The 1,731-nt window shown below is 48.1% G+C and carries 3 protein-coding genes; 1 reads left to right on the plus strand and 2 read right to left on the minus strand.

All coding sequences use genetic code 11. From position 1 onward, the window contains the following. Positions 1-605, plus strand: a 605-nt coding sequence (locus tag A3751_RS22885; protein ID WP_068456955.1) for a diadenosine tetraphosphatase, incomplete at its 5' end; no start/stop codon positions are given. A 392-nt stretch (positions 606-997) separates the two neighbouring features. On the opposite strand, the gene A3751_RS13530 is transcribed toward A3751_RS22885, so the two are convergent. Then, positions 998-1,252, minus strand: coding sequence for a DUF4404 family protein (locus A3751_RS13530; RefSeq protein WP_068456958.1), 255 nt, complete (start codon positions 1,250-1,252; stop codon positions 998-1,000). 28 nt (positions 1,253-1,280) lie between these two features. Then, the coding region (locus A3751_RS13535; RefSeq protein ID WP_156492453.1) for a RimK family alpha-L-glutamate ligase at positions 1,281-1,731 on the minus strand (451 nt) is incomplete at its 5' end.

A 1,731-nucleotide genomic window follows, 5' to 3' on the forward strand; every position in this document is an offset into this window, starting at 1 on the left:
TAGCGAACGACAAGGAAGACTGCGGTTGCGGATTCGATGAAGAGAGTGTTTGCGATATCGCTTCGAAACAATGGTTTGCGTTTGCTCGTAAAGCAGTGAACAAAGAGTCAAAAAACTGGATGGCGACCTTACCAACGTCGATTAGTTTTTCCTATAACCACACAGCAATGCATGTCATTCATGGTGGACTTGAACAACAGAACCAGTTTATTTTCGCGTCTAGCAGCACCAAAGAGAAACAAAAGCAGTTAGAGACCGCGCACGCCAATGTCATGATAGGTGGACATTGCGGAATCCCTTTTGGCCAGCAACTTGATGCTAATCACTACTGGCTGAACGCGGGCGTCATTGGCATGCCAGCAAATGATGGTGAAGCAAGCACGTGGTATATGACATTATCTAAGTCGGCAAGTCACATCGAAGTGGCATGGCATCGCCTTCGCTATACAGTGAGCGACACCGTGTCAGCGATGCAAACGCATCAGCTCTGCCCAGGTTATGCAGAAGCATTAGAGAGCGGACTTTGGCCCTCTCTCGACATTCTCCCAGATCCGGAGCGAAAGCAAGTAGGCGAAAAAATGCACTTAGCGACAATTAAAATATAGAGCTTAGGTAAAGAAGAAACCTTGTAGGTTTGGGCGCTGGGCTTGGACAAGCGAGGTGTGGCGCGAAACAGTCCCAAAGCCATGCAGACTTTCTCTCTGTGCTCTAGCTAGCTCGAGCTAGCCAAAGCCTTCCCTTTCAGAACCAGGCTAGCTTAAAGTCAACGCTTAAAACACGCCTAGTCACAATTAAACAAAAAAATGTAAATCCATAACGAAAATAGTCACCCGCCGAACTTGATCGGAAGATTCCATCATGTGTCACTACCCGAAGATACGTGGCGCAGCGACTCTGGTGACGCGCGTTTAGAGACCGAAAGAACGCAAAGGCGCGCATACGAAACAGTATTCTCGCTCTTCTATTCGAGTAGAGCGTCAAGAACATTAATGACGCCCTACACCCCCATGTTTTTCAAGGTTTCAACCAGATTACGCAGTATTCCTGAGGCGGTTGGATGCTCCACCTCAAGATCTGTTACCAAGACCTCCAGCGCATCAACAAAATCGGGCTCTGGAGCCTCACTTTCGCCTAGATCATGGACGTGCTGTTGCACATCTCTCAAAAGCTGAGCCTGCTCTTCGCTCACCGCGTCATCCGCGAAGCGCTCGTGCAAATCACTAATTAATCCAATGGCCTTTTGTTTTGGCATGGTGTACTCCTTTTTATTGCGTTTGTGTTTACTCAACAGGGCTCGCTAGCTCTCGCTTCCAGCGCAGCGCACGCTCGATCGAAGCGATCATCATTCCTGCTATGTCCTTGCCTGTTGCAGTCTCTATACCTTCTAAACCCGGAGAGGAATTTACTTCGAGCAATAGAGGACCATTTTTAGAACGAATGATATCCACACCAGCAATGTGTAAACCGAGTACCTTGGCTGCTGTTACTGCTAACTTGCGCTCTTCAGGGGTAATTTTAACAATCGAAGCCGTACCACCCTGATGAATATTTGCTCTAAATTCGCCCGGCGCGGCCGTTCGCTGAATCGACGCAACGACCTTGCCATCAATCACAAAACAGCGAAGATCCTTTCCCTCGGCTTCTTTTACAAACTCTTGAACCAAAAGGTTCGCACGCAAGGACTTAAATGCATTGATAACAGACTCTGCCGCTTTGCGCGTTTCAGCTAAA

The sequence above is a fragment of the Oleiphilus sp. HI0080 genome (assembly GCF_001635135.1).